The 24,699-nt window shown below is 69.5% G+C and carries 26 protein-coding genes and 1 tRNA gene; 21 read left to right on the top strand and 6 right to left on the bottom strand.

Features of this window, described 5'->3' with window-relative positions:
• From RHOOR87_RS0113395 to RHOOR87_RS0113370, 6 genes are all read left to right on the top strand, one after another.
• Positions 1-2,238 (top strand): hypothetical protein, encoded by a 2,238-nt coding sequence (locus tag RHOOR87_RS0113395; RefSeq protein WP_027485300.1) that lies wholly within the window; start codon positions 1-3, stop codon positions 2,236-2,238.
• A gap of 10 nt (positions 2,239-2,248) precedes the next feature.
• Positions 2,249-3,871, top strand: a complete 1,623-nt coding sequence (locus RHOOR87_RS0113390) for a DUF6519 domain-containing protein (RefSeq protein WP_027485299.1) — start codon at positions 2,249-2,251, stop codon at positions 3,869-3,871.
• A gap of 81 nt (positions 3,872-3,952) precedes the next feature.
• Entirely contained in the window at positions 3,953-4,939 is a 987-nt protein-coding gene (dusA, locus tag RHOOR87_RS0113385; RefSeq protein WP_027485298.1) for a tRNA dihydrouridine(20/20a) synthase DusA, read from the top strand.
• 82 nt (positions 4,940-5,021) lie between these two features.
• Positions 5,022-5,345 (top strand): PepSY domain-containing protein, encoded by a 324-nt coding sequence (locus RHOOR87_RS0113380; protein WP_027485297.1) that lies wholly within the window; start codon positions 5,022-5,024, stop codon positions 5,343-5,345.
• Position 5,346: 1 nt separating this feature from the next.
• Positions 5,347-6,039: a response regulator transcription factor gene (locus tag RHOOR87_RS0113375; protein ID WP_015446736.1), complete on the top strand. Its 693-nt coding sequence runs from the start codon at positions 5,347-5,349 to the stop codon at positions 6,037-6,039.
• Positions 6,005-7,426, top strand: a complete 1,422-nt coding sequence (locus RHOOR87_RS0113370; protein ID WP_027485296.1) for an ATP-binding protein — start codon at positions 6,005-6,007, stop codon at positions 7,424-7,426. The genes RHOOR87_RS0113375 and RHOOR87_RS0113370 overlap by 35 nt, the downstream gene beginning before the upstream one ends.
• A gap of 18 nt (positions 7,427-7,444) precedes the next feature.
• Here RHOOR87_RS0113370 and RHOOR87_RS19270 read toward each other — a convergent pair whose 3' ends face one another.
• Complete coding sequence (locus RHOOR87_RS19270) at positions 7,445-8,239, bottom strand: M90 family metallopeptidase (protein ID WP_007512607.1); 795 nt, start codon at positions 8,237-8,239, stop codon at positions 7,445-7,447.
• Between the two features lie 11 nt (positions 8,240-8,250).
• On the bottom strand, positions 8,251-8,574 hold the full coding sequence (locus tag RHOOR87_RS0113360) for a hypothetical protein (RefSeq protein WP_027485295.1): 324 nt from the start codon (positions 8,572-8,574) through the stop codon (positions 8,251-8,253).
• 196 nt (positions 8,575-8,770) lie between these two features.
• Between RHOOR87_RS0113360 and RHOOR87_RS0113355 the strand changes: the two genes are divergently transcribed.
• The 9 genes from RHOOR87_RS0113355 (at position 8,771) to rocF (ending at position 14,379) form a co-directional block, all read left to right on the top strand.
• Complete coding sequence (locus RHOOR87_RS0113355; protein ID WP_015446740.1) at positions 8,771-9,760, top strand: biotin--[acetyl-CoA-carboxylase] ligase; 990 nt, start codon at positions 8,771-8,773, stop codon at positions 9,758-9,760.
• Positions 9,757-10,497 (top strand): type III pantothenate kinase, encoded by a 741-nt coding sequence (locus RHOOR87_RS0113350; protein ID WP_027485294.1) that lies wholly within the window; start codon positions 9,757-9,759, stop codon positions 10,495-10,497. Before RHOOR87_RS0113355 ends, RHOOR87_RS0113350 begins: the two co-directional genes overlap by 4 nt.
• 52 nt (positions 10,498-10,549) lie before the next feature.
• Entirely contained in the window at positions 10,550-11,215 is a 666-nt protein-coding gene (locus RHOOR87_RS0113345) for an SPOR domain-containing protein (protein WP_027485293.1), read from the top strand.
• A 40-nt stretch (positions 11,216-11,255) separates the two neighbouring features.
• A tRNA-Thr gene (locus tag RHOOR87_RS0113340) sits at positions 11,256-11,331 on the top strand.
• A 174-nt stretch (positions 11,332-11,505) separates the two neighbouring features.
• The gene (locus RHOOR87_RS0113335; RefSeq protein WP_015446743.1) at positions 11,506-11,757 is read left to right on the top strand and encodes a hypothetical protein; all 252 of its coding nucleotides are present in this window, start codon (positions 11,506-11,508) and stop codon (positions 11,755-11,757) included.
• 198 nt (positions 11,758-11,955) lie between these two features.
• A complete protein-coding gene (locus RHOOR87_RS0113330; RefSeq protein ID WP_027485292.1) occupies positions 11,956-12,195 on the top strand; it encodes a hypothetical protein in 240 nt (79 codons plus the stop codon).
• A 231-nt stretch (positions 12,196-12,426) separates the two neighbouring features.
• Positions 12,427-12,636, top strand: coding sequence for a hypothetical protein (locus RHOOR87_RS20430; protein WP_155950954.1), 210 nt, complete (start codon positions 12,427-12,429; stop codon positions 12,634-12,636).
• Entirely contained in the window at positions 12,627-13,205 is a 579-nt protein-coding gene (locus tag RHOOR87_RS0113325; protein ID WP_231381798.1) for a DUF3617 family protein, read from the top strand. The genes RHOOR87_RS20430 and RHOOR87_RS0113325 overlap by 10 nt, the downstream gene beginning before the upstream one ends.
• 259 nt (positions 13,206-13,464) lie before the next feature.
• On the top strand, positions 13,465-14,379 hold the full coding sequence (gene rocF / locus RHOOR87_RS0113320) for an arginase (protein ID WP_027485290.1): 915 nt from the start codon (positions 13,465-13,467) through the stop codon (positions 14,377-14,379).
• Between the two features lie 51 nt (positions 14,380-14,430).
• Here the strand turns inward: rocF and RHOOR87_RS0113315 are convergent, their stop codons facing one another.
• Entirely contained in the window at positions 14,431-14,760 is a 330-nt protein-coding gene (locus tag RHOOR87_RS0113315) for a YegP family protein (protein WP_027485289.1), read from the bottom strand.
• A 160-nt stretch (positions 14,761-14,920) separates the two neighbouring features.
• On the opposite strand from RHOOR87_RS0113315, the gene RHOOR87_RS0113310 reads away from it, so the two are divergent.
• The 4 genes from RHOOR87_RS0113310 to RHOOR87_RS0113295 all read left to right on the top strand — a co-directional run bounded on the left by RHOOR87_RS0113310 (position 14,921) and on the right by RHOOR87_RS0113295 (position 20,433).
• A complete protein-coding gene (locus RHOOR87_RS0113310) occupies positions 14,921-16,285 on the top strand; it encodes a tryptophan--tRNA ligase (RefSeq protein ID WP_007512589.1) in 1,365 nt (454 codons plus the stop codon).
• Positions 16,286-16,318: 33 nt separating this feature from the next.
• Positions 16,319-16,648, top strand: coding sequence for a hypothetical protein (locus RHOOR87_RS0113305; protein ID WP_027485288.1), 330 nt, complete (start codon positions 16,319-16,321; stop codon positions 16,646-16,648).
• 163 nt (positions 16,649-16,811) lie between these two features.
• Entirely contained in the window at positions 16,812-19,040 is a 2,229-nt protein-coding gene (locus RHOOR87_RS0113300) for a DUF5916 domain-containing protein (protein WP_027485287.1), read from the top strand.
• A gap of 160 nt (positions 19,041-19,200) precedes the next feature.
• The gene (locus tag RHOOR87_RS0113295; protein ID WP_027485286.1) at positions 19,201-20,433 is read left to right on the top strand and encodes an MgtC/SapB family protein; all 1,233 of its coding nucleotides are present in this window, start codon (positions 19,201-19,203) and stop codon (positions 20,431-20,433) included.
• Between the two features lie 45 nt (positions 20,434-20,478).
• On the opposite strand, the gene RHOOR87_RS0113290 is transcribed toward RHOOR87_RS0113295, so the two are convergent.
• Positions 20,479-20,862 carry a VOC family protein gene (locus RHOOR87_RS0113290; protein WP_027485285.1) on the bottom strand — a complete coding sequence of 128 codons (384 nt, stop codon included), beginning with the start codon at positions 20,860-20,862 and terminating at the stop codon, positions 20,479-20,481.
• A gap of 60 nt (positions 20,863-20,922) precedes the next feature.
• On the opposite strand from RHOOR87_RS0113290, the gene RHOOR87_RS0113285 reads away from it, so the two are divergent.
• Both RHOOR87_RS0113285 and RHOOR87_RS0113280 read left to right on the top strand, forming a co-directional pair.
• Positions 20,923-21,441: a M48 family metallopeptidase gene (locus RHOOR87_RS0113285; protein ID WP_007512580.1), complete on the top strand. Its 519-nt coding sequence runs from the start codon at positions 20,923-20,925 to the stop codon at positions 21,439-21,441.
• A gap of 2 nt (positions 21,442-21,443) precedes the next feature.
• Complete coding sequence (locus tag RHOOR87_RS0113280; protein ID WP_027485284.1) at positions 21,444-22,088, top strand: DUF6348 family protein; 645 nt, start codon at positions 21,444-21,446, stop codon at positions 22,086-22,088.
• 69 nt (positions 22,089-22,157) lie between these two features.
• Here RHOOR87_RS0113280 and RHOOR87_RS0113275 read toward each other — a convergent pair whose 3' ends face one another.
• Together RHOOR87_RS0113275 and RHOOR87_RS0113270 are read right to left on the bottom strand one after the other, a co-directional pair.
• The gene (locus RHOOR87_RS0113275) at positions 22,158-23,567 is read right to left on the bottom strand and encodes a dihydrolipoamide acetyltransferase family protein (RefSeq protein WP_027485283.1); all 1,410 of its coding nucleotides are present in this window, start codon (positions 23,565-23,567) and stop codon (positions 22,158-22,160) included.
• A 148-nt stretch (positions 23,568-23,715) separates the two neighbouring features.
• On the bottom strand, positions 23,716-24,696 hold the full coding sequence (locus RHOOR87_RS0113270; protein ID WP_007512574.1) for an alpha-ketoacid dehydrogenase subunit beta: 981 nt from the start codon (positions 24,694-24,696) through the stop codon (positions 23,716-23,718).
• Positions 24,697-24,699 lie beyond the last annotated feature (3 nt).

Raw genomic sequence — 24,699 nt, 5'->3', positions numbered from 1 at the left:
ATGAGCGCGCGAGCGGATCGGCTGTTCGACCTGCTGCCGGTGGTCTACCGCATGCGCGATGCGGAGCAGGGCTATGCGCTGCGCGATTTCCTGCGCGTGCTGTCGAGCCAAGTCGAGGTGATCGAGCAGGACATCGCGCGGCTGTACGGCAACGCCTTCATCGAGACCTGCGACGACTGGGTGGTGCCGTATATCGGCGACCTGCTCGGCTACACGCTGCTGCCGGAAGCGGCCACGCTGGGCGCGGACGGCGGTCGCGATGGCGGCCTCGGCCGCGTGCTGGCACCGCGCGCCGACGTGGCCAACACGATCGACGCGCGCCGGCGCAAGGGCACGCTGTCGCTGCTGGAGGACCTGTCCCGCGACGCGGCGGGCTGGCCGGCGCGCGCGGTGGAGTTCTACCGCCGGCTCGGCTGGATGCAGCATCTCGACCACCTGCATCCGCGGCGCGGCGGCACGGCCGACCTGCGCGATCCCGGGCGGCTGCAGCGGCTCGGCTGGGCCAACGGCGCGTTCGATCCGTTCGCGCACAGCGTCGACCTGCGGCGCCTGGGCAGCGCGCATCGGCGCGGCCGCCACAACATCCCCGCGGTGGGCGTGTTCGCCTGCCGCCTGCGCAGCTACCCGGTGAGCTGCACCCCGGCGTACTGCATCGAGGAGCGCGGCCCGCACTGCTTCAGCTTCAGCGTGCTCGGCAACGACACGCCACTGTTCCAGCGCCCGGTCGCGGAAACCGAACCCACCCACATCGCCGACGAGCGCAACCTGCCGCTGCCGCAGCGCCGCTGGCGTTTCGCCGAGCGCGGCGTGCTGGCCGACTACGCCAGCGTGGCGGCCGAACTCTACGGCGACGGCCGCAGCGTGCAGCTGTGGGCGCCGGACTGGCCGGCGAAAGGGCAGGGCGTGCCGGTGCCGCGCGAGGCGCTGATCCCGGCGGATCTGTCCGGCTGGGGTGGCCAGGTGAAGCGCGGGCGCGTGGCAGTCGATCCCGAGCGCGGCCGCCTGCTGTTTCCGGCCAACCAGCGGCCGAAGCGCGGCGTGTGGGTGAGCTACCAGTACGGTTTTGCCGCCGATCTCGGCGGCGGCGAGTACGCACGGGTCACGCCGGAACTGGAAGGCGCCACCCGCTACGTGGTGCATGCGACGCGGCCGGATCGTGCGGCAAACGCCAGCTGGCCGGCCGGCCACTTCGGCAGCGTCGCCGAGGCGCTGGCGGCGTGGGCCGCCGCCAAGGCGGCCACGCCGGCGTTGCACGCGCTGATCATCGAGCTGGCCGAGAGCGGCGTGTATGAAGGCAGCCTCGATCTGCAGCTCGATGCCGGCGAGGCGATCCAGCTGCGCGCCGCCGAACGCACGCGGCCGGTGCTGCGCCTGCTCGACGTGCGCGCCAGCCAGCCGGACGCGCTCAGCGTCAGTGGCCATGCCGGCAGCCGCGTCTTGCTCGACGGCCTGCTGATCGTGGGCCGCGGCGTCGAGGTGCATGGACCGGCGGAAGAAGATGACGCGCCGACCGGCGACCTGTGCGAACTGGTGATCCGGCACTGCACCCTGGTGCCGGGCTGGGCGCTGCAGTGCGATTGCGATCCGAAGCGCCCGGGTGAACCCAGCGTCACGTTCGATCGCACGCGCGCTGCGCTGCGCGTCAGCCACAGCATCCTCGGCGCGATCATGGTGATCAGCCCCGAGCAGCGCGGCGAGCCGCCGCCGCTGGAACTGTGCGACAGCATCCTCGACGCCACCGGCATGGAGCGCGTGGCGCTGGGCGCGCCGGACGAGGCAGTGGCGTATGTCGAGGCCAGCTTCCGCCGCTGCACGGTGATCGGCGCGGTGCAGGCGCACGGCATCGTGCTGGCCGAGGACTCGATCTTCGCCAGCCCGCTGCGCGTGCTGCGCCGGCAGCAGGGCTGCGTGCGTTTCTGCTACGTGGCCGACGGTTCGCGCACGCCGCGACGCTTCCACTGCCAGCCCGACCTGGCGCTGGCCGCGGTGGTGCCGGAGCAGCGCGCGCATGAACGGCTGCGCGTGGTGCCGCAGGTCCGCAGCCGGCGTTACGGCACGCCGCACTACCTGCGCCTGGCCGATGGCTGCTGCGCGGAGATCCGCCGCGGTGCGTCCGACCGTTCGGCGATGGGCGTCTGGCACGACCTGTACGAGCCGCAACGCGAGGCGAACCTCGCGGCGCGGCTGACCGAATACGTTCCGGCGGGCACGGACGCCGGCATCCTCTTTGCGACTTAGGAGATCGACCATGAAAGGCGACTTCGCACGCGTCAGCTTCGATCCGACCCGGCATTACAGCCAGGTGTTCCAGCAGCAGGGCCGCGTGTTGCTGGAGGCGGACTGGAACGAACAGGCGCAGATCCAGCTGCAGCTGCTGCGCAGCCTGGTGCGCGACCTGGTCGGCCCGTGCTGGGCCGCGGGCAGCGGCTTCGCCATCACCGCCAGCGTCACCAACGCGGACGGCAGCAGCAAGCCGCTGCCGCTGGCCGACTGGCAACTGGCGCCGGGGCACTTCTACGTCGACGGCATCCTGTGCGTGAACGAGGCTGCCTGCACGCTGGCGCAACAGCCGTACGCGCCCACGCCCGACTACGGCGTGGCCGATGGCAAGAGCGGCTTCGAGAACCCGCCGCAGGGCTACGCGTTGTGGCTGGACGTGTGGGAGCGGCACCTGTGCGCGGTGGAAGCGCCGGGCATCGCCGATGCGGCGCTGGACGGCGTCGACACCGCCTCGCGGGCGCAAGTGGTGTGGCAGCTACGCATGCTCGACCAACCGCGGGCGCAGCAACAGCTCGACGACGTCACCACGGCGTTGAAGACGCGTCAGCAAGCCGCGGACAATCCGACCAGTGCCGCCGCGATCAAGCAGCAGTTGGCCGAGGTGGCCTCGCTGCGCAAGAGCCTCGACGGCGGCGACCAGGCCAACGCCTCGCCCTGCGCGCTGGTGCGCCAGTTGCTCGATGCGCGCGCGACCTATGCGTCGCCGCGGCTGCGCGCCGAGCTGGGCCCCCACGAGACCGATGACGATCCTTGCGTGATCGCCGCCGACGCGCGCTACCGCAGCATGGAGAACCAGCTGTACCGGGTCGAAATCCACCAGGGTGGGCCGGCCGGCACCGCCAGCTTCAAGTGGTCGCGCGAGAACGGCTCGGTGGTGTTCCCGGTCACCCGCAGCAATCTCGGCGCCACGGCGGACGACGGCAGTGCGCCACTGACGGTGACGCTGGCCCGGTTCGGCCGCGATGCCCGGCTCGGGCTGGCGGCGAACGACTGGGTGGAGCTGGTCGACGACCGCTACACGCTGGGGCAGCGCGCGTATCCGCTGCTGCAGGTGATCGCGATCGACCCGGCGAATGGCAGCGCCACCCTGAACGTGCCGAAGAACATCGCGCCATGGCCGTTGGACAGCGATCCGCGCCAGCATCCGTTGCTGCGCCGTTGGGACCAGCGCGATGCGGTGAATGCGCAAGGCGTGCTGGCCGTGGCCGAGGGCACGCCGATGGCACTGGAAGACGGCGTCCAGATCACCTTCGAGCCGGGTGGCGTGTACGCCACCGGCGAGTACTGGTTGATTCCCGCGCGCGTGGCCGGCAACGGCCAGCTCGACTGGCCGTTGGCGAACGGCGCACCCGCCACCCTGCCGCCGCGCGGAGGGCATCACTACGCGGTGCTCGGTGTCACCGGTGACAACGGCAGCTATGTCGAATGCTGCTGCCGGTTCGACTCGCTGTGCCAGTTGCTGCAGGCCAGGCTTGGCCTGCAGACCGGGGCCGGGGCGGTGCTGGTGCCAGGCGCCGCCGTGGCGGCGCCGAGTGCGGTGAAGAAGGCGCGGGCCAGACCGGTGAAGAAGGCCGCGAAGGTGAACGGGTAGGCACGGCGCAGCGCGCGGGCATAGGAGCAAACGCCGGGGTGACGTAGCATTCACCCGGAAACTCCCCGAGATGTTCCGAATATGGCCGAAAACCACCACCGCGCCCCGCCCTGGCAGCTTTCGGTGGCGCCGATGATGGACTGGACCGACCGGCACTGCCGCTACTTCCACCGGCTGCTGTCGCCGCGCGCGCGGCTGTATACCGAGATGGTGACCAGCGCGGCGCTGGTGCGCGGCAAACAGCTGCGCCTGCTCGAGCACAGCCAGCAGGAGCATCCGCTGGCGCTGCAGTTGGGTGGCAGCGAGCCGTACGAACTGGCGCAGGCGGCGCGCCTGGGTGCGGAGGCGGGTTACGACGAGATCAACCTCAATGTGGGCTGCCCGTCCGACCGCGTGCAGTCGGGTCGCTTCGGTGCCTGCCTGATGTACGAGCCGGCGCTGGTCGCCGACTGCGTGAAGGCGATGCGCGACGCGGTAAGCGTGCCGGTGACGGTGAAGTGCCGCATCGGCGTGGACGACCAGGACGACTACGCCGGCCTGCAGCAGTTCACCGAACTGATGCTGGAGGCTGGCGTCGAGGTGCTGGTGGTGCACGCGCGCAAGGCCTGGCTGAAAGGCCTCAGCCCGAAGGAGAACCGCGAGGTCCCGCCGCTGGACTATGCGCGCGTGTACCGGCTCAAGCGCGAGTTTCCGCCGCTGGTAGTGGTGATCAACGGCGGTATCAGCACGGTGGACCAGGTGCGTTCGCACCTGGCACAGCTGGACGGCGTGATGCTGGGCCGCGCCGCCTACCACGCCCCGTACCTGCTGGCGCAGCTCGAACACGCGCTGCACGACGAGCCGCTGCCCCGCCGCGAAGACGTGCTGCAGCGCCTGCGTCCCTACGTGGAGGCCGAGTTGGCGCGCGGCACCGCGCTGAAACACATCAGTCGGCACCTGCTCGGCCTGTACCAGGGTGAGCCGGGAGCGCGCGCGTTCCGCCGCACGCTCAGCGAAGGCGCACACCTGCCGGGCGCCGGCTGGGCGCTGCTGGAGCAGGCGATGGCGCCCTGCGCGGCGGCGGCGTGACAGCCGCCGCCCGTCCGGTCAGTATTCAGGCCCGACTGCCTAGGCTGGGCGCCTGGGCAAGGGCCGGGTGGAAACTTCACGCATGACGACGCACAAAAACTTCATCTCGGCTCTGCTCATATCGCTGTTCGTCGGCGTGTTCGGGTCGGCCCTGGCGCAGTCGGCCGAGGCGACGGTGACGCTGGACCAGGCGGTACTCCAGGTGCAGCAGGAGACCGGCGGCAAGGTATTGTCGGCCGAGCAGCGGGGGGTCGGGCGCCGGCAGGAATACCGCATCAAGGTGCTCACCCCGGACGGTCACGTCAAGGTGATGGTGGTCTCTTCAGAATCGGGCAAGAATCCGTCATCTGCCCAATCAACCAAGAACTCGCCCGCCAAGAATGCGGGCCGCAAGGAGAAACGCTGATATGCGCATCCTGCTGGTGGAGGACGAGGCGCCGTTGCGCGAGACGCTGGCGGCACGCCTGAAACGCGACGGCTTCGCCGTCGATGCGGCGCAGGACGGCGAGGAGGGCATCTACCTCGGCCGCGAGGTGCCGTTCGACCTGGCGATCATCGATCTGGGCCTGCCCAAGATGTCCGGCATGGAACTGGTCAAGGCGCTGCGCGAGCACGGCCAGCGCTACCCGATCCTGATCCTCACTGCGCGGGGCAGCTGGCAGGACAAGGTCGAGGGGCTGAAGTACGGCGCCGACGACTATCTGGTCAAGCCGTTCCACGTCGAGGAACTGCTGGCGCGCATCAATGCGCTGGTGCGTCGCGCCAGCGGCTGGTCGAAGCCGATCCTGGCCTGCGGCATGATCAAGCTGGACACCACCGCGCAGACGGTGATGGTGGAAGGCAAGCCGGTCGACCTGACCAGCTACGAGTACAAGGTGCTGGAATACCTGATGCTGCACGCCGGCGAGCTGGTGTCCAAGGCCGACCTCACCGAGCACATCTACCAGCAGGATTTCGACCGCGATTCCAACGTGCTGGAAGTGTTCATCGGCCGTCTGCGGCGCAAACTCGACCCGGAAGGCACCCTCAAACCCATCGAGACGGTACGTGGACGCGGATACCGCTTTGCCATCCCGCGCACCGACGGCGACGACGAATGAGCGTGGATCGCCGCGCCGCCCGCTGTCGCTGGCGGCACGCGCGGCGATCGCCACCACGCTCGTGCTGGCCGGCTTCCTCGGCCTGGTCGGGCTGACCCTGACCCAGACCAACAAGGCGCGCGCGCTGCGCACGCTGCACGACCGGCTCGAGAGTTTCGCCATCGCGTACATCACCAGTACCGACGTCAACCGGTACGGCAGGCTGTTGCCGCCGGAGACCTCGCCGAACCCGAACTTCTCGCAGCCGGGCTCGGGCCTGTACGCGGTGGCGCTGGGCGACCACGGCTACCGCTGGGAATCCTCGTCGGCGATTGGTCGCGATTTCGCGTTCCTCAGGCCGCTGGAGCCGGGCCAGAGCCAGTTCGTGGGGCCGATCGACACCCACATGGGCCGGCTGTACTACTACAGCTACGGCGTGGCGCTGGACACCGTGGACAGGAAATCGGTGCGGCTCACCGTGCTGGTGGCGCAAACCGAGGACCAGCTCGAGGGCGAGAACGCAGTGTTCCGCCATACCTTGGTGGTGTGGCTGTCGATCCTCGGCGTGATGCTGATCGTGCTGCAGCTGCTGCTGCTGCGCTGGAGCCTGACCCCGCTGCGCAAGGTGGCCAGCGACATGAGCCGGGTCGAACGCGGCGACAGCGAGCAGTTGGACAGCCAGTACCCGCTGGAGCTGACCGGCCTGACCGAGCGCATCAACGCGTTCATCACCAACGAGCGCGAGCAGCGCACGCGCTACCGGCATACCCTGGCCGACCTGGCGCACAGCCTGAAGACGCCGCTGGCGGTGATCCGCTCGCAGCTGGAGTCGCCGACCACCGGCGACGAGGCGGCGCGGCGCGCCAGCGTGCTCGACCAGGTGCGGCGGATGAACGAACTGGTCGCCTACCAGCTGTCGCGCGCCGCCACCTCCGGCCGGCAGACCTTCGCCAGCGCGGTGCCGATCGCCGGCCATGCCGAGGACCTGGTGCAGGGCCTGGAGAAGGTCTACGCGGCCAAAAATGTTCTCTGCGAATTCGACATCGAGGACGGTGCGGTGTTCTACGGCGAGCAGGGCGACCTGCTGGAGCTGATGGGCAACCTGCTGGAGAACGCGTTCAAGTGGGCCGGCCACCGCGTGCTGCTGGTGGTGAAGATGCAGCCGCAATCCGGCCGCAAGCGCCCCGGCCTGTGGCTGAGCGTGGAAGACGACGGCCCGGGCATTGCCGAAGACCAGATCGAGAAGGTATTGCAGCGGGGCGTGCGCGGCGACGAGCGGGTGCAGGGCCACGGCATCGGCCTGTCGATCGTGCAGGACATCGTGCATGCCTATCAGGGCGAACTGGTGGTCGACCGTTCGCCGGAATTAGGCGGCGCGCGCTTCAGCGTGAGGCTGGCAGCAAGCTGAGCCGGCTCCGCGGGGCGCTCAGCGCGCGCGGCAGAAGCCCACCGGTTCGCGGCCTTCGGCGGGCGAGCGGCCGTAGTAGGCTTCCAGCAATTCGGCGACCGCCGGCTCGGCCTCGCGCAGCAGCACCGGTTGCGAGTAGTGCAATTCGCTGACCACGGCAAAGTACTCGGCGGCGCTTTCGGTGGCGTAGTGGTCGATCGGGCTGTTGCAGCGGTCTGGCGGCGTGGCGACCAGGCGGTCGTAGGCCTGCTGGAATTGCTGGATCCAGCGCCGCCGCGGAATGTCCACCAGCGGCGGCACGCCATCGGGCGGCCCGTCGAGCATGTCCAGCTTGTGCGCCATCTCGTGCACGACCACGTTGTAGCCGTCCCACGGCTGCTCCAGGTCCAGCTGCACATCGGCCAGCGACAGCACCAGCGGGCCGCGTTCCCACGCCTCGCCGATGCGGACCTCGTCGCCTTCGGTGACCACGCCGGTGCGGTCGTCGTGGTGGCTGCGGCGCACCTTGAACTCGCCCGGGTAGATCAGCACCTCATGCCAGCCGCGCAGGCTGGCGCCCCCTTGCTGCAACGCCGGCAGGCAGGCCTGCATGGCGATCAGCAGGCGCCAGTAGTCGTCCAGCACGGCGCCGGCCAGGGCATGGAAGCGCTTGCGCGCGAGGAACAGGGCGGACAGCCGGCGCAGTTGGAGTTGCCGTTCGGGGTCGAGCCGGCGTGCCAGCGGGCAGCCGGCCAGCGCGCGTCGCCACAGTGGGTCGGCAATCGGCGCCGGTTCAAAACGCGCCCGCAGCGATTGCCACCATGGCCCCGGCATGACGCCGGGCGTTACTGGATCGAGCCAGGCAGCAGCGATTGCCAGCCCAGATGCGGCCGGCGGGCCGGCGCCGGCCCGGAGGAAGCACCGCCGGAGCGGGTGCTGCCGTTGCCGGCATTGCCACCGGTATTGTCGTTGCTGCCGGCCGGCGGGCAGTCGCGGCTCAGCCCCAGCACGTCGCCACCGCTGCTGTTGCCGTCATGGGAACTGGCGTTGTCGAGCGTGGCGTGCGAGGAGCTGTCCAGGTCCTGGGTGGCGTCCAGACTCGTGGCCGCCGCGCCGCCGAGCCCGGCGATGCACAAGGCGCAACCGATAAGCCAATGGGTGGCACGCATGGCGATCGAACTCCCTGACCCTCAAGCGAGGGTCCTGATCGTCTCAGAAACACCGACGCCGTACCAGTGCTGCCGACCCGCCCGCGGGATGCCGCAGGGGCGACCGGCCGGGCTAGAATCCGCCGATGCCTGAGCTGCCCTACCATCCCTCCTTTTGCCGCCGCCGCGCCGCCGCAGCCCTTTCCGGGGCCTGCTGATGCAGCCGGCCGAATTGCTGGCCCTGCTCGCCGAAGGTGAATCACTGTCCGGTGCCGGCCTTGCCGCGCGGACCGGGGTGACCCGCGCGGCAATCTGGAAGCAGGTCGAGGCCCTGCGCGCCCGTGGCGTGCCGATCGAGGCGCGCGGCACCACAGGTTATCGCCTGCCCTGGCCGTTGCAGATGCTGGATGCGAAGCGGATCCGCGCCGCCCTGCCGACGCCGCTGGCGCGCTCGCTGGGGGCGCTGGAGGTGCACTGGGAACTCGATTCCACCTCCAGCGAACTGCAGCGTCGTGGCAACGCGGCGAAGGACTTCAGCATCGTGCTGGCCGAGACCCAGCGAGCCGGGCGCGGCCGGCGTGGACGCACGTGGCTGTCGCCGCCCGGGCTGAACCTGTACCTGTCCTGCCTCAAGCGTTTCGAGTCCGGGTGTGCCGCGCTGAGCGGATTGTCGCTGGCGGTCGGCGTGATGGTGCTGCGCGCGCTGGAGCAGCTGGGCATCGCCGGAGCCGGGCTGAAGTGGCCGAACGACGTGCTCGCCGTCGGCGGCGACCGGGCCGGCGGCAAACTGGGCGGCATCCTGGTCGAGCTGAGCGGCGAATACCAGGGGCCGTGCGCGGCGATCATCGGCATTGGTCTCAACCTGCGACTGACGCCGGCACTGCGCGAACAGGCCGGGCAGCCGGCCTGCGACCTGGCCACCCTGGCCGGCGGCACGCCGCCGGACCGCAACCGCGCCGCGGCGGCGCTGGTCCAGGTGCTGGTCGAGGGACTGCGGCAGTTCGAGCGCGAGGGCTTCGCCGCGTTCGTCGATGACTACGCGCGCCACGACCTGCTGCGCGACCAGCCGCTGCAGCTGAGTGGGGCACCGGGCGTGTTCGACGGCGTGGGCGCTGGCGTGGACGGGCGCGGCGCGCTGCAGGTGCGCATGGCCGATGGCAGCATGCGCCGGATCGACAGCGCGGACGTCACGGTGCGCCGCGCATGAGGCTGCTGCTCGACCTCGGCAACACGCGGCTGAAGTGGGCGCTGCAGGCGCAGCCGGAAGGCTGGCTGGCACGCGGTGCGGTGGACTGGCAGGATCACCCGGCGGCCGCGCTGGCATCGGCCTGGGCCGGTTTGCCGCGGCCGGCGCGGGTGCTTGCGGCGTCGGTCGTCGATGCCGCGCGCGAAGCGCAGGTGGAAGCCGTGGCGCAGCGCCTGTTCGATTGCGCGCCGACCTGGCTGCGCACGCCGGCGCATGCCTGCGGCGTGCGCAACGCGTACGCTGAGCCGCAGCGGCTCGGCGTGGACCGGTTCCTGGCGATGGTGGCGGCGCATGCCGACGGCCACGCGCCGTGCCTGCTGGCCGGCGTCGGTACCGCGCTCACGCTGGATGCGCTGGCGGCCGATGGCCGGCACCTGGGCGGCCTGATCGCGCCAGGCCCGGCGCTGATGCAGCAGTCGCTGCTGGGTGCCACCGCGCAGGTGCGGCCGGAGCGGCCGGGTGTGGTCGTGGAGCTGGCCGACAACACCGCCGACGCGGTGGCTTCGGGTTGCTGGCACGCGGCGGCCGCGCTGGTCGAACGCTTCGCGACCCGGGCCACGGCGCGGCTGGGCGCGACGCCGCAGCTGATCCTCGGCGGCGGCGATGCCGCATCGCTGTTGCCGCTGCTGTCACTGCCGACCCGGCTGAGTCCGGACAGCGTGCTGCGCGGCCTCGCCGTGTGGGCCGATGCGTCATGACGCCCGGGCCGTCCGTCTAGAATGGTGCCCGCTGCCGGTTGATGGGGGTTCGATGTTCCTGCGTCTGCTGTTCGTGTTGTTGACCGCGCTGAACATCGCGGTGGGCGCCTGGCTGCTGCTGGGGCAGCCGTATGCCCGCGGCGGCATGCCCAGCGACCCCGGCGTGGCGGAACTGCGCCTGCTGTCGGAACTGCCCGAGTCCGGCCCGGCAGCGACGGCGTCGGCAGCCGTGCCTCCGACGGTGACGCCACCGCGCAATCTCGTTTACAGCTGCCTGGCGCTGGGTCCGTTCGCCACCCCGCAGGACCTGCGCAATGCGCGCCAGGCGCTGTCCGCGCAGGCCACGCGAATGCGTTCGCGCCAGGAACAGGCCAGCCAGACCAGCGGCTGGTGGGTCTACCTGCCGGCCGCCGGCAGCCGCGCGCAGGCGCTGGCGGTGGCGCGCCAGCTGGCGGCGCGCAACATCGACGACTACTTCGTGGTCAGCTCCGGCGACCAGCCCAACACGATCTCGCTGGGCCTGTTCAAGGACCCGGCGAATGCGCGCAAACGCCGCGACGAAGTCACTGCGGCCGGCTTTCCCGCCCGCATGAGCGAGCGCAGCGAGAGCGTGCCCGAATACTGGCTGGATCTGGTGGTCGCCGACGGCGGCAATTTCGACTGGCGCAGCCGTGTCCGCACCGCCGGCATCGACGCACACGACACCGGCTGCTTCTGAACACGCGCCGTGATGTGCCCTGCTAGAATCCATCGCCTTCGCCGGCATAGCTCAGTTGGTAGAGCAACTGATTTGTAATCAGTAGGTCGCGGGTTCGATTCCTGCTGCCGGCACCAGCTTCCAGCCATCCGCCTGGCCACTCGCCCGTCTTTTTCTCCGCGGTCGGTGGCACCGCGACGAGCGCCCGCCCCAGGCTGAACGCTTCAACCCGGTCTTAACGAAACCATCGCGATCTCTCTACTTCCGCCTGTTCACCGTCGCATGGCCGGGGGCATGCGCGAGGGCACATCATGGGTACGCTTTACGTGGTGCAGGGCTTTCACGAGGTGGACGGCGACGTCGTCGCGGACAAACCGATTCTTCACGGCATGGAGCAACTGGCGCGCACGCGCGGTGAAATGCTGGCCAGACAACGTGAGGGCGTGCTGGTTTACGCACAGGCGGCCGACATCGACCGCGGCGAGTACTCGGAACCGATCATCCTCGCCCGGTACGGCCGGGTACCGCATCCGGAACAACAGAGTCTTTGCCAGGCTGGCTGAGCGGAGCGGCGAAAGCACGGAGCCGGCCGGGGCCGGGGCTCTCTCCGGGCCGTTTGCGTACGCCAGCCCTAGGTGCGCGCCGACATACGCAGCGGGCCGCGCGATGCAGACTGGGCAAAGACCGGAGGCACAGCATCACCCGTCGGCAAGGGGGCTCGGGTGGGGCTCCGGGCGATTCCTCTGTCCGGGAGTGCAGCGATGCGCATGGTTCTGTCGATCAAGGAAAGCCGCCATGGCTTGTGGCGCATCTGCAGCGGGGAGGCCGTGCTGTACGACAAGCTGCGCTTCACGCATGCGATCCGGCTGGCGCGCGGACTGGCGCGGGAAGAGCACGCCAATTCTGGCCGCACGGTCAGTGTCGAGATGGCCTGTGCGGAGTTCACCATCACCCTGGCGCACTATGCGGGGACCGCCAGCCCGCAGCGCGTCGTGGCCTGACGCCACCGGCCTGCCGCAATCCCGGGCGTGCTGTCGCGCCAGCGGCCGCGCACTCCGCTGCGAGGCATGATCGGCGTGCCATGTCGTGGCGTGCTTGCGGGGTCTCAATCGTGTGCACTACGCCGGCCGTCGACGGGCGGTTTGCCAACGGCCCCATGGCCGGCGTTGGGCATGCACGCCACATGAAAGCTTGCTACGATCCACTCGACGGCTGCGCAGGGGCAGCTCGGGGTGATCGACATGCAAACGCTTCTTGCGCATTCCGCCTTCTGGCGTGGAGTGTCGCTGTTTGCAGGGATGCTGCTGGGGAAAATCATTCGGGATGCCAAGCCCGCCGCCTCACCGCCCCGGAATGCCGGGGATCTGGTGTCGTGGAATCCGGGCGCGCGATCGCGCCGCGAGGACGAGTTGGCACGAAGTCGCCATACGGGATGCCGCTGACCGACGAGCGCGCCGGTTCGGGCAGCCAGCGTGGATGCAACGGATGCGATCGCCGCGGTCGTGCATCGGCCCGGCGGCGGCGCCTTTCCAGATCGAGCCGGAGGATGCCCATGCACGTTTCGTCCATCTTGCGCCGCTTCGGCCTGGGCGCGTTCACCTTATGGACCACCATGGCGCTGGCGCAGTCGGGTTCCGGCAACATGATGACGATGACGGTCACCATGAAGATGCAGGTATCGGGCGCGGGCGACTTGCCGGCGCGCACGACCACGCAGGAGGTGTGCGCCTCCACGGACCATGACATGCGCGCCATGCTGCAGCATCAGCAGAAGTGCGTGGTCAGCGACTACCGGCAGCTCGGCAGCGTCGTCAGCTACCACCTGGTTTGCGGCGGAAATCCGCCGACGATGACCGGCGATGCGCGCTTCGAGCTGCTGCCCAACGACGACATCCGGGGCAGCGTCCACGCTAACAGCAACATGGGCGGCCAAAGCGTGGTGATGGACATGACCTACGCCGGCCGGCGCACCGGCAGCTGCGATTACGGCGCGAGCCGGCAGCGGCGTTGAGTGGAACGCCATGGGGGCGACCATCGACAGGCATCTTGCCGGTGCGGCCGTGCCGGTCCGGGCGTCGGCGGGCCTGTTCCGGTAGACTTTCGGCTCGTTCGCGACGGTTCGTGTCGCGAGTACCCTTCTCACTGGGACGGCGGTGACTCGTTCGGGATGGTGGCGGAACGCCCCTTCGCCGGCTGTCGTTCCGACGTCGGCGGCGTGCGACGGCCCAGGCCGCGCGGCCGCCGCGATGCATGGCAGGTAGACACGGATCATGGGCAATCAGACCGTTTCATTGATCGGCGTGCCGACCGACATCGGCGCCGGCCATCGGGGTGCCGCGATGGGGCCGGAAGCGCTGCGGGTAGCCAACCTGGCGGCGAAGCTGGAGCGCCGCGGACTGAAGGTGATCGACCGCGGCAACCTGCAGGGGCCGCTCAATCCGTGGCTGCCACCTGAGCACGGCTACCGGCATCTGGATGAGGTGGTGGCCTGGAATACGGCCGTCCATACGGCTGTTCACCAGGAGCTTCAGGCTGGCCGCCTGCCGATCATGCTCGGCGGCGACCACTGCCTGGCGATCGGCTCGATCTCGGCGGTGGCGCGTCATTGCCACGACGAAGGCAAGCAGTTGCGCGTGCTGTGGCTGGATGCGCACACCGACTTCAACACGGCGCAGGCCACGCCCACCGGCAACATCCATGGCATGCCGGTGGCCTGCCTGTGCGGCATCGGCCCGGCCGGGCTGATCGACTTGGGCGGCAGCGTGCCGGCGACCACGCCGGACGTGTTCCGCTACGTCGGCATCCGTTCGGTCGACGAGGGCGAAAAGCGGCTGGTGCGCGAGGCGCACATGCAGGTGCACGACATGCGCCACATCGACGAGATCGGCATGAAGCGCGTGATGGAAGAGGCGCTGGCCGGAATCGACGAGAACACCCACCTGCACGTGAGCTTCGACGTCGACTTCCTCGACCCCAGCATCGCGCCGGGCGTGGGCACCACCGTGCGCGGCGGGCCGGATTACCGCGAGGCGCAACTGTGCATGGAAATGCTCGCCGATACCGGCCGGGTGAGGTCGCTGGACATCGTCGAACTGAACCCGGCCTTCGACAAGCGCAACCAGACCGCGAAGCTGGCGGTGGACCTGGTCGAATCGCTGTTCGGCAAATCCACGCTGATCCGCTGAAGTGGATCGAGGCCCTTCGACGCGACCCGGCGGGTCGCGTCGAAGGGCCGCTCACTCCTCGACGAGTTTGGCGTCCGGCGCGTTCGCCATCACCGAGGCGATGCCGGCGTCGCGCTCGCTCTCGCTCTCGTACATCTCGCTGCTGCCGATGATCTGGTGGTTGGCCGCCTTCAGGCTGAAGTGGAACTTGCCGCCGACCGAGGTCTTTTTCTCGTAGCGTGCCGCATCCGGCGCGTTCTTGCGCACCGACTCGACGCCGTTGCGTGCGCTGGCCTTGTCCTTGTAACCCTCGCTCTTGAGGATGATCTCGCCGTTGCCGGCCCTGAGGTTGAAGTAGGCCTCGCCGTTCTTGCCGCTAAACAAGGTGAACTTTCCGCTCATGAGTCGGATCTCCATCGCCATGGTCAGGGTTGGCAGAATCTGGACTCGCCCATGTGATTTTTTTGGCAAGGGGCAACGCCGACCATGGTGGACGGCGGGCCGCTCGGTCGAGCCGTTTTGCCGGATGTCGTAGACTGGCGTTTTCCCTGCGCGGCGCAGCATGAACACCCGAGTCCTCACCGGCATCACCACCACCGGCACCCCGCACCTGGGCAATTACGTGGGCGCGATTCGCCCGGCGGTCGAAGCCAGCCGGCGCGACGACGTGGATGCGTTCTTCTTCCTCGCCGACTACCACGCGCTGATCAAGAGCGACGACGCCGCGCGGATCGAGCGCTCGCGGCTGGAGATCGCCGCCAGTTGGCTGGCCGCCGGGCTCGACCCGCAGCGGGTCACCTTCTACCGCCAGTCGGACATCCCCGAAATCCCGGAGCTGACCTGGTTCCTCACCTGCATCGCCTCCAAGGGCATGCTCAACCGCGCGCACGCGTACAAGGCGGCGGTGGACAAGAACGCCGCGGCGGGCGAGGACGCCGATGCGGGCATCACCGCCGGCCTGTACATGTACCCGGTGCTGATGGCGGCCGACATCCTGGCGTTCGACGCCAACCAGGTGCCGGTGGGGCGCGACCAGATCCAGCACATCGAGATGGCGCGCGACCTCGGCCAGCGCTTCAACCATCTGCACGGCCACGAGTTCTTCGTGCTGCCGGAGGCGCTGATCGAGGAGCAGGTGGCCACGCTGCCGGGGCTCGACGGCCGTAAGATGTCGAAGAGCTACGACAACACCATCCCGCTGTTCGCCGGCGGCAAGAAGCAGCTGCGCGAGGCGATCATGCGCATCGTCACCGATTCGCGCGCGCCCGGCGAGCCGAAGGATCCGGACGACAGCGCACTGTTCACCATCTTCCGCGCATTCGCCAGTGAGGCCGAGACCGCGGCGTTCCGCCAGGCCCTGCTGGACGGCAGCGGCTGGGGCGAGGCGAAACTGGCGCTGTACGAGCGCATCGAGGCCGACGTGGCGCCGATGCGCGAACGCTACGAGGCGCTGATGGCCGACCCGGCCGCGATCGAGACCATCCTGCAACAGGGCGCACAGAAGGCGCGCGCGATCGCCACGCCGAAGCTGGCCGCGCTGCGCGAAGTGCTGGGCCTGCGCGCGATGACCACCGCGCCGGTGCGCGCCGGGCAGGCGGCCGCGGCGGCGAAACCCGACAAGGCGCCGCGCTTCGCCAGCTTCCGCGACGCCGACGGCAGCTTCCGCTTCCGACTGTTCTCCGCCGATGGCGAGGAGTTGCTGCTGTCCAAGCCGTTCGCCGACCCGAAGGCGGCCGGCGCGCTGCAGAAGCGGCTCGGGGCATTGGGCGCCGTGGCAGCCGTGTTGCAGCTTCGGGCGCAGGGCATGAGCCTGGAGCTGGACGGCGAGACGGTCGCCAGCACGCCCGATTACCGCGACGAGCAGGCGCGCGATGAAGCGCTGGCGCAGTTGCGCGCGGCGCTGGATCAACTCGCCGCGCAGGCCTGATGCGCGGCGCCACACTTTGCGGGTGATCGACCGATGCGCTACCTCGCCATCCTGCTGCTTGCGCCGCTGCTGCTGATCCTGTGCTGGGGCTACTGGGCGTACCCGAAGAGCCTGCCGCGCACGTCCGGCCGGCGCCTCTTCGATGTTGCTGCCCTGCTGCTGGCGCTGATCACCGCGGTGCAGTGCGCGATGCTCGGTTTCGACACGGTCGAGTTGCCCACGGTCGATGGCTTCGGCCGCGCCAGTGGCGCGATCTGGCAGCAGGTGTTGCCGGCGCTGTACGGCTACGGCGCGTTCGCCGCCGTCATCGTGCTGGCGATGCTGCTGCGCCATGCATGGTGGGGGCGCCGCCGGCGCCGCTGAGCGGGCGGCGCCAGCGCACGATGGGGCGCCTGCCACAAGTCATGGCGTGACTTGTGGCGGTCGAGGCGGCGGCGCACAGGCGGCAAGCTGTGCGCCACCCGACGTGGCGATTCCATCGCCTCCACGGCGCCTCCGCGCCGCCTCCCCGTGGAAATTTTTCAACATGCGCCTGGCATGCCTGCTGTTCGTTACCCTGGCCGCACTGTCGACACCGGCACTGGCCGTCGACATCGACGGCCACCTCGGCGCGGACGAGTGGAAGGGCGCACGACACATCACCGACTTCCGCCAGACCCAGCCGCTCACCGGCAAGCCGGGCTCGCTGCCGACCGAGGCCTGGATCCTGGCCACGCCGAAGGGGCTGGCGGTGGCGTTCCGCTGCGTGCAGCCGCCCGGCGTGCCGCGTACGCACCAGCGCGTGCAGCGTGACTTCGAGGACCAGGTCGACCGGGTCAACGTGATGGTCGACTTCAACGGCGACGGACGCACCGGCTACGACTTCGTGGTGAGCTCGACCGGCGGCATCAACGATGCCGTGGTCATCAACGAGAACAAGTTCAACAAGGACTGGGACGGCAACTGGCGGCATGCGGTGAGCGAGGATGCCGAAGGCTGGACGGTGGAGATTCTGATCCCGTGGTACATCGCGCCGATGCACACGGCGCGCGACGGCAGGCGCATGCTGGGCGTCTACCTCGACCGCGTGACCGGCTCGACCGGCGAGCGCGACTCGTGGCCGGCGGCCAGTTTCACGCTGCCGCGTTTCCTGTCCGAGTTCGGCAAGGTCGAGGTGCCGCAGTACAGCCAGTCGCTGCTGGCGGTGACGCCGTACGTGTCCGGCCTGTACGACAACGTGCGCGGCCGCAGCCACTTCCAGGAAGGCGCCGACCTGTTGTGGAAGCCGAGCGGCCAGTTCCAGCTCACCGCCGCGCTGCACCCGGATTTCGGCCAGGTCGAGAGCGACGACCTGGTGGTGAACTTCAGCGCCACCGAAACCTACGTCAGGGACAAGCGGCCGTTCTTCACCGAGAACCAGGGCATCTTCGACTTCAGCCTGCTCGACGACTACAGCCAGCTGGTCTATACGCGACGTGTCGGCGGACCGTCCGATGACGGTCTCGGTGCGGCCGACATCAACGCCGCGGTGAAGCTCAACGGCAGCTTCGGCACCACCAGCTACGGCGTGCTGGCCGCCGACGAGGATGGCGCGGCGGGGCGCTTCTTCGGTGCCGCGCGGGTCATCCACGATTTCGGTGACCAGAGCCTGGGCATGCTGCTGACCCGGGTCGACCGCCCGTGGCTGGACCGCGAGGCCAGCGTGCTCGGCGTGGACCATCACTGGCGGCCGACGCCGCAGCTGACCATCGCCACCAACGTGGTCGGCAGCGACATCCTGCAGTCGGGCACGCACACGCGCGACAGCGGCGGCACCGTCATCGCGGATTACGAGATGGGCGACGGCTGGCGCCAGCAGTGGCTGGGCATGCATTTCGGCGACCGGCTGCAGGTCAACGACTTCGGCTACCTGGAGCGCAACAACTTCAACTACGGCCATTGGGAAGTGCGCAAGCGCAATACGGCGCTGCCGGCCGACTCCGCCTACAGCTCGCACGAATGGCGCTTCCGCATCGACGCCCTGGACAACGACCACGGCCTGCGCCTGCGTCGCCAGTTGCGCCTGCGCCGCAACAGCGACCTGCGCAACGGCGCCACCGAAATGGTGCAGCTCAACGTCAACAGCGCCGGCTGGGACGACCTGCTTACCCGCGGCAACGGTGCGTTGTTCCTGCCGCCGTCGCTGGACCTGGTCTACGAACGGATCAGCCCGCGCCACGGCGACTGGGCGTTCAAGCTGGACGCGGAGGTCGTCAGCGGCGGGCTCGGCGGCAACCGGCAGCTCGGCTACGACGTCAAGTTCATCCCGACCTACTTCGTCAGCGACGCGTTCAGCGTCTACGCCGGCCCGTACTACGAGCACCTGCCGGACTGGCTGGTGTGGCAGCACGACAACCTCATCGGCCGGTATGACGAGCACACGCTGCAGCTGGACGCCGGTTTCGACTGGAGCATCGACAGCCGCCAGGAGCTGCGGGTGAAGCTGCAGGCGATCGGGCTGGACGCAGGTGTGCGCGGCGGCTACCGCGTGCAGGCCAACGGTCGCGCCGTGGCCAGCAACGAGCCGGTCGACGGTTTCGGCGTGCGCAACCTCGGCCTGCAGATCCGCTACCGCTACGAGCTGGCGCCGCTGTCGTACCTGTACGTGGTCTACGGTCGCGGCGGCTACGCGATGGATGGCTATGCGCGCCGCACCAGCGACGTCTTCGACCGCAGTTTCGCGCTGCGCGACGACGAACAGCTGCTGGTCAAGCTGAGCTACCGCTTCGACATCTGACGGCAGGCGATTCCGGCGGCGCCCCGGCCCGCTCGGCCGACGGCTGGGCGGGCCGGGGCGGCGACGGTGGCCGCACCCGCGCGCGCGACTTTCCGCGAGGGCTCCGGCATGATCGCGCCGTGGCCGGAATGCGGCCGTGGCGCGTCATGAGTGTGGCTCGATGGATGTCGTTCTTTCCTGGACCGGCTTCGCGGTCGCGCTGGGCATCGGATTGCTGATCGGCGCCGAGCGCGAGCGGCGCAAGGGCGGCGACGGCGACGCGGTTGCCGGCATCCGCACGTTCGCCGTGGTGGCGCTGCTGGGGGCGGCCAGCGCGAGCTTCGGCGTCGCGGTGCTGCTGCTGGCACTGGCTGCGGTGGCGGCGCTGCTGGCGATCGCGTATGCGCGCGATACCAGCAGCGATCGCGGCCTGACCACCGAGGTCAGCCTGCTGCTGTGCCTGATACTCGGCGCGGTAGCCATCCACCAGGCTCCACTGGCCGCCGGGCTGGCGGTGGCGGTGACCATCCTGCTGGCGGCGCGCGAGCCCATGCATCACTTCGTGCGCGGCGTACTGACTGCGGAGGAGCTGAACAACCTGCTGGTGCTGGCCGCCGCCACGCTGCTGGTGTTGCCGCTGGTGCCGGATCGCCCACTCGGCCCGTTCGACGCGATCAACCCGCGCGCGCTGTGGCTGATCGTGATACTGATCATGTCGATCGGTGCAGCCGCCCACGCACTGCTGCGGCTGGTGGGCAGCCGCGTCGGCCTGCCGCTGGCCGGGTTGCTCTCCGGCTTCGTGTCCAGCGTGGCCACCATCGGCGTGATGGGCTCGCAGGCGCGCAGCTTGCCGGCGCTGCGGCGGTCGGCGGTCGCGGCGGCGGTGCTGTCGACCGTGGCCACCTTTGTGCAGATGGCGGCGGTACTGGCGGTCACCGACCTGGCGACGCTGCGCGTGCTCGCCGTGCCGCTGGCTTGCGGTGGCGTGACCGCGGCGGTGTACGGCGCGTTGTGGACGTGGAAGGGCCTGCACCTGAGCGCGGCGGACCCGGTGCAAGGCAGCGTCGTCTTCAGCGTCAGGGCTTCGCTGCTGCTGGGACTGATGATCGCCGTGGTGCTGCTGGCGTCGGCCGCGATGCGGGCCTGGCTGGGCGAGCGTGGGCTGGCTATCGCCACCGGCGTCGCCGGCTTCGCCGACACGCATGCCGCGGCGGTATCGGTGGCTTCGCTGGCGGCCGCAGGCAGGATCGAGCCCGCGGCCACCGCGGTGCCGATCCTGATCGCGCTGACCAGCAACAGCCTGTCCAAGGCGGTGATTGCCCGGACGAGCGGCGGTCGCGACTATGCGCGGCCGGTGCTGCTGGGCCTGGCCGTGGTGCTGGCGGCCACCTGGCTGGGCTGGTGGCTCGGCTGACGCGCCCGGCGCGCGCCGTCGCGTCGGCGCGCCGGCGACGACACGTCAATCCCAGTGGTTGAGGTGCGGCCCGAACACCTCGCGCTGCCGCTGCACCACGCAGAAACGATGTCCACTGGGCGCCTCCAGCACCCACCAGCGCCCGCGCACGAACGCGATGCGGCGCGCGCCCAGCTGCTCCAGCCGCGCCACCTCGGCGTCGAGGTCGTCGGTCTCGATGTCCAGGTGCACGCGGCTGGCATGGTCGACCTTCTGCAGCAGGATGATCGGTTCGTCCGCGGCGGTCTGCAGCTCCGCGTATTTGCCGTCGCCGTCCTGGTCGATGCTGGCGATCGGCTTGCCCAGCGCCCGGCTCCAGAAATCGGCGACGGGTGCGAGTTCGTCGACGTGGCAGTCGATGACGATGGCGCAGAGTCGGCTGTGGTGCATGGGATGCCTCCATCGGGTTGTCGAAACGCATGGCAGCGGTGCAGTGCGAGAATACCCCGCATGATTCCGCTCAAATACCTCCAGGCCTACCCCGCCACCTTGCAAGACAAGGTGCGCGAGTTGATCGCGCAGGAGCGCCTGGGCGAGCACCTGGCCAAGCGCTACCCGGGGCGCCATGAGGTGCAGAGCGACAAGGCGCTGTACGCCTACGTGGCATCGCTGAAACAGCAGCACCTGAAGAACGCGCCGGCCATCGACAAGGTGCTGTACGACAGCAAGCTCGACGTGTTGCGCAACGCGCTGGGCCTGCACACCGCGATCTCGCGCGTGCAGGGCGGCAGGCTCAAGGCGAAGAAGGAGATCCGCGTGGCCAGCCTGTTCAAGGCCGCCGCGCCGGAATTCCTGCAGATGATCGTGGTGCACGAACTGGCGCACCTGAAGGAAATCGATCACAACAAGGCGTTCTACCAGCTGTGCACGTATATGCTGCCGGACTACCACCAGCGGGAATTCGACCTGCGTGTCTACCTGACCTGGCGCGAATTGCCGTCGACGATCGACGTGAACCAACGGGAATGACGATGGACAGTGCGGCGCTACAGAAATACCTGCTGCGGCTGTTCGAACGGCACGATGTGGAGCTGGACGTGGACGAGGACGGCTGGCTGGTCACCGACGGCGACTTTCCCGCGATCCGTGCCGCCTGGCACGAGGGCGCCAGCGACGAACCGGGCCGGCTCGACGTCGACGTGGTGCTCAGCGAAGAGCGCTACATCGAAGAGAGCTTCGCCGGCGTGGGCGGCGGCGACGCCGGCTGCCGCGACGCGCTGCGCACGTTCGAGCAGAACGTGTTCCATGTGCTGCTGGCGGCGTGCTGGTACGTCACCGACGAGCGCCGCATGCGGATCGCCGCGTGGGACATCGGGCTGCGCACGTGGGACGTGTTCATCGGTCCGTTCAGTGTGCGCGGTGCGGATGCCGCGAGCATGCCGGCCGAGGCGCTGGCGTCGATCGAGGCGGCGGTGAAGCGCGAGGCGTTGACACCTGAATTGCACTGGCTGCGACTGGTGCACAGCCATGTCGAGAATGGCGACTCGCGCTGCGAGGCACTGCTCGACAATGAACCGTGGACGGCCGGGACGCTGGCGCTGACCGCCGTGCCGTGGCCGCATGGCGGCGACTACGTCGCACGTTGCTTCATGCTGCTGGATGTGCGCGATTATTGATTGACGTCCCGTAGACAAGCGAACGGGCGCCTGGGCGCCCGTTCGTTCAACGCATGATCGCGGATACGATCAGTTCGGCAGTGCCAGATCGTCCAGCAGCGCCTTGAGGAAGCGCGCGGCTTCGCCGCCGGTGGCGGCGCGGTGGTCGAAGGTGAGGCTGATCGGCATGCGCCGGTGCACTTCGATGCCGCCGATCACCGCCACCACGTCGTGGCTGAGCTTGCCGGCGCCGATGATGGCCACGGTCGGCGGCACCACCACCGGCGTGGCGTAGCGGCCGGCGAACATGCCGAAGTTGCTGAGACTGATGGTGTAGCCGGACAGTTCCGAGGCTGGGATGCTGCGGTCCTCGACCTGCGTGCGCAGGCGCTTGATCGCGGCGCGCACGCCGGCGGCGTCGAGCACGTCGGCGTTGCGCAGCGCCGGCACGAACAGGCCGTCGTCGGTGTCCACCGCGATGCCGATGTCGACCTGCGGGTGCAGCGTGCGGCTGAGGTTCTTGCCGTCGAACCACGCGTTCAGCGCCGGCACCGTCTTGCAGGCGGCCACGATGGCGCGGATCAGGCGCGCGGTGATGTCCTGCTTGCCGATCCAGCCGTGCAGGTCGGCGTCGTCGACCAGGGTGGTCGGTACCACTTGCGCGTGCGCATCGGCCATCACGCGGGCCATGTTGCGGCGCACGCCCTTGAGCTGCTCCGGCTGGCCGCTGGCCTGCATCGACGGCGGCGCGGTGCGCACCGGCTTGCCGGCCAGCGAGACCGGGCCGCGCTGCTGACCTTGTGGAGCATGGCCGGGCTGCGGCAGTTCCGGTGCCAGATGACGACCGGCCGAGGCGGGCACGGCGCGCGCCGGGGCGGCGCCCAGCGCGGCGCTGCCGTTGGCGGCGGCGTTCTTCACGTCCTGCATGGTCACCACGCCGTCGGCACCGCTGGGACGCACGCGGGTGAGGTCGACCTTGAGCTTCTTCGCCAGCGCGCGCACCGCCGGCACCGCCTTCACGCCGCCGATGCTGGCGGCCTGCTCGACGTGCACGGTGTTGCCGCTGACCATCGCGCCGACCACGGTGCCTTCGTCCTCGCGGTCCGTGCCGCCGGTCTGCACTTCGCCGCCTTCGTCGGAGGCGATCACGTTGCCTGCGTCGTCCGGCGCGGGGCTGCCGACGCTCCTTTCCGCGCCCTTCTTCGGGCCGTGGTGGTGGCCGGTGGCTTCGGCCTCGGCGCGTTGCTTGGCGTTCGGGTCGGGCTCGAAATCGGCCAGCGCGGCGCCGGTCTCGATGATGTCGCCGGGCGCGCCGTGCAGCTTGACGACCTTGCCGGTGTACGGCGAGGGCACGTCGACCACCGCCTTGGCGGTTTCCATCGAGCACAGCGGCGCGTCGAGCTTGATGCTGTCGCCCGCCTTCACGTGCCACTCGACGACGGTCGCGTCGGGCAGGCCTTCGCCGAGGTCGGGGAGGTAGAACGTCTTGATGTCAGCCATGGGCGGATTTCCAGAATATGTGTTGGTTTGGCTCCCTCCCCTGCATGCAGGGGAGGGTTGGGGTGGGGTGCTCTTTGTTCCGGACTTCAGATCAAGAGCTTTACGCCCTCCCAGCCTCCCCCTGCAAGCAGGGGGAGGAGCAAGGGCGTCAGCTCGCCGCCAGCGTGCGCTTGGCCGCGTCGACGACGCGCTCCACGCTCGGCAGGTATTTCATTTCCAGGCGGAACAGCGGGATGTGCGTGTCGAAGCCGGTGACGCGCTCGACCGGCGCGAGCAGGTCGTACAGGCATTCCTCGGCCACGCGCGCAGCGATCTCGGCGCCGAAGCCGGCGGTCTTCGGCGCCTCGTGCACGATCACGCAGCGGCCGGTCTTCTGCACCGACTCGGCGATGGTGTCGAAGTCCAGCGGGGTCAGCGTGGCCACGTCGATCACCTCGGCGCTGATGCCTTCGGCGGCCAGCTCGTCGGCTGCTTCCAGCGCTTCCTTCACCTGCGCGCCCCAGGTCACCAGGGTCACGTCGGTGCCGTCGCGCAGCACGAAGCACACGTCCAGCGGCAGCGCCTCGCCGTCGTCCGGCACCTCTTCCTTGTACTGGCGGTAGATCCGCTTGGGCTCGAAGAAGATCACCGGATCGGGATCGCGGATCGCGGCCAGCAGCAGGCCGTAGGCGCGCGCCGGCGAGGACGGCATCACCACGCGCAGGCCGGGGATGTTGGTGAACAGGTGCTCGTTCGCCTCGGAGTGATGCTCCGGTGCGCGAATGCCGCCGCCCCACGGCGCGCGCCACACGGCCGGCACGGTGAGGCGGCCGCGGGTACGGTTGCGCATGCGCGCGGCGTGGCAGGCGATGTGCTCCATCATCGGATAGATGAAGCCCTCGAACTGTGCCTCGGCCACCGGCTTCATGCCTTGCACGGCCATGCCCACGGTGACGCCGGCAATGGTCATTTCGTCCAGCGGCGTGTCGATCACGCGCCATTCGCCGAACTTCTCCTGCAGGCCCTGGGTGGCGCGGAACACGCCGCCATTGACGCCGACGTCCTCGCCCAGCACCACGACCGATGCGTCGTGCGCCATTTCGTAGGCGAGCGCCTGGGTGACGGCCTCGATGAGTGTGATTTGTGCCATGGC

It is taken from the genome of Rhodanobacter sp. OR87 (genome assembly GCF_000473345.1).
Taxonomy (GTDB): domain Bacteria; phylum Pseudomonadota; class Gammaproteobacteria; order Xanthomonadales; family Rhodanobacteraceae; genus Rhodanobacter; species Rhodanobacter denitrificans.
This window is presented reverse-complemented; position numbering and strand designations above follow the sequence as displayed.

Excerpts from the sequence above, each read along its gene's own strand:
- RHOOR87_RS0113395 (WP_027485300.1), top strand. The coding sequence starts at position 1 with ATGAGCGCGCGAGCGGATCGGCTGTTCGACCTGCTGCCGGTGGTCTAC.
- RHOOR87_RS0113390 (WP_027485299.1), top strand. The coding sequence starts at position 2,249 with ATGAAAGGCGACTTCGCACGCGTCAGCTTCGATCCGACCCGGCATTAC.
- dusA (WP_027485298.1), top strand. The coding sequence starts at position 3,953 with ATGGCCGAAAACCACCACCGCGCCCCGCCCTGGCAGCTTTCGGTGGCG.
- RHOOR87_RS0113380 (WP_027485297.1), top strand. The coding sequence starts at position 5,022 with ATGACGACGCACAAAAACTTCATCTCGGCTCTGCTCATATCGCTGTTC.
- RHOOR87_RS0113375 (WP_015446736.1), top strand. The coding sequence starts at position 5,347 with ATGCGCATCCTGCTGGTGGAGGACGAGGCGCCGTTGCGCGAGACGCTG.
- RHOOR87_RS19270 (WP_007512607.1), bottom strand. The coding sequence starts at position 8,239 with ATGCCGGGGCCATGGTGGCAATCGCTGCGGGCGCGTTTTGAACCGGCG.
- RHOOR87_RS0113360 (WP_027485295.1), bottom strand. The coding sequence starts at position 8,574 with ATGCGTGCCACCCATTGGCTTATCGGTTGCGCCTTGTGCATCGCCGGG.
- RHOOR87_RS0113355 (WP_015446740.1), top strand. The coding sequence starts at position 8,771 with ATGCAGCCGGCCGAATTGCTGGCCCTGCTCGCCGAAGGTGAATCACTG.
- RHOOR87_RS0113350 (WP_027485294.1), top strand. The coding sequence starts at position 9,757 with ATGAGGCTGCTGCTCGACCTCGGCAACACGCGGCTGAAGTGGGCGCTG.
- RHOOR87_RS0113345 (WP_027485293.1), top strand. The coding sequence starts at position 10,550 with ATGTTCCTGCGTCTGCTGTTCGTGTTGTTGACCGCGCTGAACATCGCG.
- RHOOR87_RS0113335 (WP_015446743.1), top strand. The coding sequence starts at position 11,506 with ATGGGTACGCTTTACGTGGTGCAGGGCTTTCACGAGGTGGACGGCGAC.
- RHOOR87_RS0113330 (WP_027485292.1), top strand. The coding sequence starts at position 11,956 with ATGCGCATGGTTCTGTCGATCAAGGAAAGCCGCCATGGCTTGTGGCGC.
- RHOOR87_RS0113325 (WP_231381798.1), top strand. The coding sequence starts at position 12,627 with ATGCCGCTGACCGACGAGCGCGCCGGTTCGGGCAGCCAGCGTGGATGC.
- rocF (WP_027485290.1), top strand. The coding sequence starts at position 13,465 with ATGGGCAATCAGACCGTTTCATTGATCGGCGTGCCGACCGACATCGGC.
- RHOOR87_RS0113315 (WP_027485289.1), bottom strand. The coding sequence starts at position 14,760 with ATGAGCGGAAAGTTCACCTTGTTTAGCGGCAAGAACGGCGAGGCCTAC.
- RHOOR87_RS0113310 (WP_007512589.1), top strand. The coding sequence starts at position 14,921 with ATGAACACCCGAGTCCTCACCGGCATCACCACCACCGGCACCCCGCAC.
- RHOOR87_RS0113305 (WP_027485288.1), top strand. The coding sequence starts at position 16,319 with ATGCGCTACCTCGCCATCCTGCTGCTTGCGCCGCTGCTGCTGATCCTG.
- RHOOR87_RS0113300 (WP_027485287.1), top strand. The coding sequence starts at position 16,812 with ATGCGCCTGGCATGCCTGCTGTTCGTTACCCTGGCCGCACTGTCGACA.
- RHOOR87_RS0113295 (WP_027485286.1), top strand. The coding sequence starts at position 19,201 with ATGGATGTCGTTCTTTCCTGGACCGGCTTCGCGGTCGCGCTGGGCATC.
- RHOOR87_RS0113290 (WP_027485285.1), bottom strand. The coding sequence starts at position 20,862 with ATGCACCACAGCCGACTCTGCGCCATCGTCATCGACTGCCACGTCGAC.
- RHOOR87_RS0113285 (WP_007512580.1), top strand. The coding sequence starts at position 20,923 with ATGATTCCGCTCAAATACCTCCAGGCCTACCCCGCCACCTTGCAAGAC.
- RHOOR87_RS0113280 (WP_027485284.1), top strand. The coding sequence starts at position 21,444 with ATGGACAGTGCGGCGCTACAGAAATACCTGCTGCGGCTGTTCGAACGG.
- RHOOR87_RS0113275 (WP_027485283.1), bottom strand. The coding sequence starts at position 23,567 with ATGGCTGACATCAAGACGTTCTACCTCCCCGACCTCGGCGAAGGCCTG.
- RHOOR87_RS0113270 (WP_007512574.1), bottom strand. The coding sequence starts at position 24,696 with ATGGCACAAATCACACTCATCGAGGCCGTCACCCAGGCGCTCGCCTAC.